Genomic DNA, 3805 nt, shown 5'->3' with positions numbered 1-3805 from the left:
CGACCAGCCCCGGCCGCCCCGACCAGCCGGTCCAGGCCGCCGGCAGGATGCTCGGCGCCGTGACGAGGTCCGGATCGTTGTCCACCTTCATCCGGGCGATCACGTCCTCCAGCGCGGCCAGTGCCTCCTCATCCAGCGGGCCGAGATCGGCACCCCAGTAGGGAACCGTGGGCAGGCCCGAGGGGTCAGTCGCCAGCACAAGCGAGGTGCCGTCATGGCGCAGGTGCACGGTACGAGTCAGCTTCATGCGTGGTCCTTGTTCTCGTGAGCTCTCATCCACAAGCGGCCGTCCGCCTCGACGCCGCCACGGCGACCGATCCCGGTCGCACCTCGAACTCTATACGCATAGAATGCTTCGTGGAAGCCCTTTCCACACAGGTTCGTTCCGCACAACGGCCCCAGCCCCACTCCCCGCTAGGCTGCCCGTACCAGCCACCGCCACCGAAGAACCACGAGATGACCCCGGACCACCGCCCTGCCTCACCGACCCAGGCTGACGTCGCCCGCGCGGCCGGCGTGAGCACCGCCGTCGTCTCCTACGTGGTCAACAACGGCCCCCGCCCGGTCTCACCCGAAGCCCGCGAGCGCGTGGAGGCAGCCATCCAGGCGCTTGGCTACAGCCCCAACGCCTCGGCGCGGGCCCTGCGCTCAGGAGCCTCCCGGTTGCTGGGCGTCTGCGTGCCAGGAGCGCGCAACCCCTACCACGCCGAGCTAGTCGAGCACGTGGCGACCGCGGCCGACCAGGCGGGCTACGGCACCCTGCTCATGACTACCGACGCCTCGCCCCGTCGCGAGGACGAGCTCATCACAGCGCTTATCGACCGCGGCGTGGACGGGCTCATCATTTCCCCCACCAAGGCGCCCCAGGCTTACGACCACCTCACACGCCACCTGCCCACCGCGCTGCTGTGCGCCGCCGCCCCCTCAGCCAGCCACCACACGATCGGAGCCGACCTTGAGGACGGCGCCCGGCAGGCGGTGACCCACCTCATCGGCCACGGGCACACCAGCATCGCCCTGCTCATGGCCCCGCTCGACTCCTGGGACCTCAACGGCCGCGTCCGGGGCTGGAAGGCCGCGCTGGCCGAGCACGACCTCCCCCAGGTCCTCATCGAGACCACCGAATGGAGCCGGGTCGCCGGCCGGCGCGCCATGCTCCAGCTCCTGGACACCCCCACGCCGCCGACGGCGGTGCTCGCCGGATCCGACCTGCTGGCCCTGGGCGCCCTGCGGGCCCTGTGGGAGCGGGGCATGACCGCGCCCCGGGACATGGCCCTGGTCTCCACCGACGGCACGGAGTCGGTCCTCATGAGTACCCCGCGGCTGACCACCCTGACCCAGCCCTTCGAGGCCATGGCCGCGGCCGCCGTCGATGCCGTCACCGAGCCGCAGCGCAAGGCCACGTTGACGCTGTTCCCCATGAGGCTGGAGACCGGCGAGTCCTGCGGATGCGCCTGACCATCCTCCGGCTGAGGATCGGAGCACCTTGCCTGCCGTCTGGGCAGGTTCTCCTCAGCAAGGCTCGGCTCATCTCATTAAGAAATACGGCACATGCGCAAGAACGGGCCTCCGGTTTTACGAAAAGACTCCGTCACTTTAGTTATGCATGCCATTTTTCGCCTGTCATTTCAACGTTTTATTTGACTCAAGGGAGTTGACGAATTTCGTCACTTGCCCACCGCTGGACACCGCGCCACCCTCGATTAACAACAACCGCACCGGCCATCGGCCGCTAGGAGAGGAACCGACTATGTCGACCGTCACTGCAATCAAGTCCTGCGCCACCACCACCTGCGCCTTCAACCACGGCGGCTGCACCGCCTTCGCCATCACCGTTGACGGCGAGGCCGCCTGCTCGACCTTCATCAACCTCGACGCTCGCGGCGGACTGCCCGTGGCCGAGGCTCACGTCGGCGCCTGCCAGCGCCTGGAGTGCGTCCACAACGCCGACCTCATGTGCACCGCCGAGGCGATCTCGATCGGCCAGGACAAGGCTGCCTGCCTGTCCTACGAGGCCCGCTGAGCGCAGACCTTCAGGAACCGAGCAGCTGCGCCACCAAGGCGTCCTGGACCATCTGCCGCAGGACCGGCGCCACCTGACAGGCCCGCTGGGTACCTGACGGCAGCTGGACCAGGATCGTGTCCACGCAGCTGCGACTCAGCCGCATGAGCGTGACCGCGTCCGGCGCCACGTCCACGCACAGCACGCGCCCCCACAGCGAGGAGCACAGGCCCTGAGCCGGTCGGTGGGAGCACACGAGGCCGGGCACGGTACCCTCGGCAACCCCCGAGCACAGGACGTCGAGCGCGCCGTCGCCCAGCTCGCCGATCTCCTCCTGGGCGCTGACCTCATCGAAGGCGCTCCACAGCAGCGCCGGGGAGCCCGCGGCGTCCGGGTCAAGAACCTCGGTCATGGCGTGCCCGGACACGCCCAGGGCGTCATGGACCATGACCCGCCCGGTCTCGATGACGCCCAGGCGCCCTCCTGGTGCCTGCGCCAGCGAAGCAAGCTCCAACAGGGGATCCTCACCCGTGATCGGGCAGTGGCAGCCGGCCGCCTCCCCGGCGAGCACGAGCTCAGTCTCGGCCTCCCCGAGCCAGGTGAGGGTGCCCAGCAAGTGAGCGCTCGCCGTCGTGATGCGCAGCCCCGCCTCGGCGGCCTCCAGGGTGACGTCGAGCCGGACCTCGGTGGCTGTTGCGCAACCCACCTGAGCCAGGGCATGCCCGGCTCCAGGGTGGGCAGCCACGAGAATCCGCCCGTCCGTGTCCAGGGCGTGCAGGGCGATGAGCGACTCGGCCTCGGCAAAGCGGTATGCGGTCACGGTGGCGCAGCCTGCCCCGGACAGGAGCCTGCGCGCCATGCGTCGCGAGGCCACGTCAAGCGGACTCACCAGCGGCTGCTCGGCCGGGCGATCGGCACGGTCAGACGGGGAGGGCTTGGCCGAGGGTGTCACGGTTCCTCTTCCTGGGACGGCTGATGTCTCAGGTAAGGCTAGCCTGACACCCCCGAAGGCGCCAGGCCCGTCTCGCTCACGCTCAGTCGCGCAGCCGAGCCAGCTCCTCAACCAGCTGCGGGACGACCTCCCGCACGTCACCGACGACGCCGTAGTCCGCCATCTCGAAGATCGGCGCCTCAGAGTCGTCGCACACAGCCACGATCGTGCCCGCACCCTGGATACCGCTGGTGTGGTGCACGGCGCCGGACACGCCCAGGCCGATGTACAGGCGCGGGGCGATCGACAACCCGGTCTGGCCGATCTGGGCGCTGCTCTCGATCCACCCCTCGTCACAGGCCACGCGCGTGGCGCCCACGGCCGCGCCCAGAGGGTCCGCCAGCGAGTGGACCAGGTCAAAGTCGCCGTCGACGCCGCGTCCGCCGACCACCACGGTGCGCGCCTGAGCCAGGTCCGGCCCCGAGGCGACCGAGGCCTGCTCACGCGAGACCAGGCGCACGGACAGGGACTGCGGGCTGATCGCGGGGTCAAGCACCTCCACGGCCAACGGCTCCGGCCGCACCTCGCGGTCCAGGTCCCCGCCCTCGATGCCCGCCGCGGCGAAGGCGCCAGGCCGCACGGCCAGGACCGGGGCAGCCTCGCCGGAAGAGGTCAGGCGCATCGTCGTGGACCAGGAACCGGACAGCACGAGCCTGGAGGCGTGCAGCGCGCCGTCGCGCACCTCAACCTCGGCCACGTCACAGGTGGCGGCCGAGCCCAGCACGACGGCGGCGCGACCGGCCAGCTCCTTGCCCCGGTAGTCCGAGACCACGAGGGCGGCAGCCGGGCGCACGCGGCGCACGGCAGCGACA

General features: G+C 70.3%; 4 protein-coding genes and 1 pseudogene. 2 read left to right on the top strand and 3 right to left on the bottom strand.

What is annotated here, in order from left to right; genetic code table 11:
* Window positions 1–247, bottom strand: a pseudogene (locus tag HMPREF0058_RS12790) (alpha-galactosidase); the annotation flags it as partial.
* A 209-nt stretch (window positions 248–456) separates the two neighbouring features.
* Between HMPREF0058_RS12790 and HMPREF0058_RS07845 the strand changes: the two are divergent.
* Window positions 457–1458, top strand: coding sequence for a LacI family DNA-binding transcriptional regulator (locus tag HMPREF0058_RS07845; protein ID WP_006549234.1), 1002 nt, complete (start codon window positions 457–459; stop codon window positions 1456–1458).
* Between the two features lie 292 nt (window positions 1459–1750).
* Window positions 1751–2023 carry a DUF1540 domain-containing protein gene (locus tag HMPREF0058_RS07840; protein ID WP_006549233.1) on the top strand — a complete coding sequence of 91 codons (273 nt, stop codon included), beginning with the start codon at window positions 1751–1753 and terminating at the stop codon, window positions 2021–2023.
* 10 nt (window positions 2024–2033) lie between these two features.
* On the opposite strand, the gene HMPREF0058_RS07835 is transcribed toward HMPREF0058_RS07840, so the two are convergent.
* Both HMPREF0058_RS07835 and HMPREF0058_RS12405 read right to left on the bottom strand, forming a co-directional pair.
* The gene (locus HMPREF0058_RS07835) at window positions 2034–2954 is read right to left on the bottom strand and encodes a hypothetical protein (protein ID WP_244902052.1); all 921 of its coding nucleotides are present in this window, start codon (window positions 2952–2954) and stop codon (window positions 2034–2036) included.
* A gap of 82 nt (window positions 2955–3036) precedes the next feature.
* The coding region (locus HMPREF0058_RS12405) for an electron transfer flavoprotein subunit alpha/FixB family protein (RefSeq protein WP_006549231.1) at window positions 3037–3805 on the bottom strand (769 nt) is incomplete at its 5' end.

The organism is Actinomyces urogenitalis DSM 15434, assembly GCF_000159035.1.
Taxonomy (GTDB): domain Bacteria; phylum Actinomycetota; class Actinomycetes; order Actinomycetales; family Actinomycetaceae; genus Actinomyces; species Actinomyces urogenitalis.
This window is presented reverse-complemented; position numbering and strand designations above follow the sequence as displayed.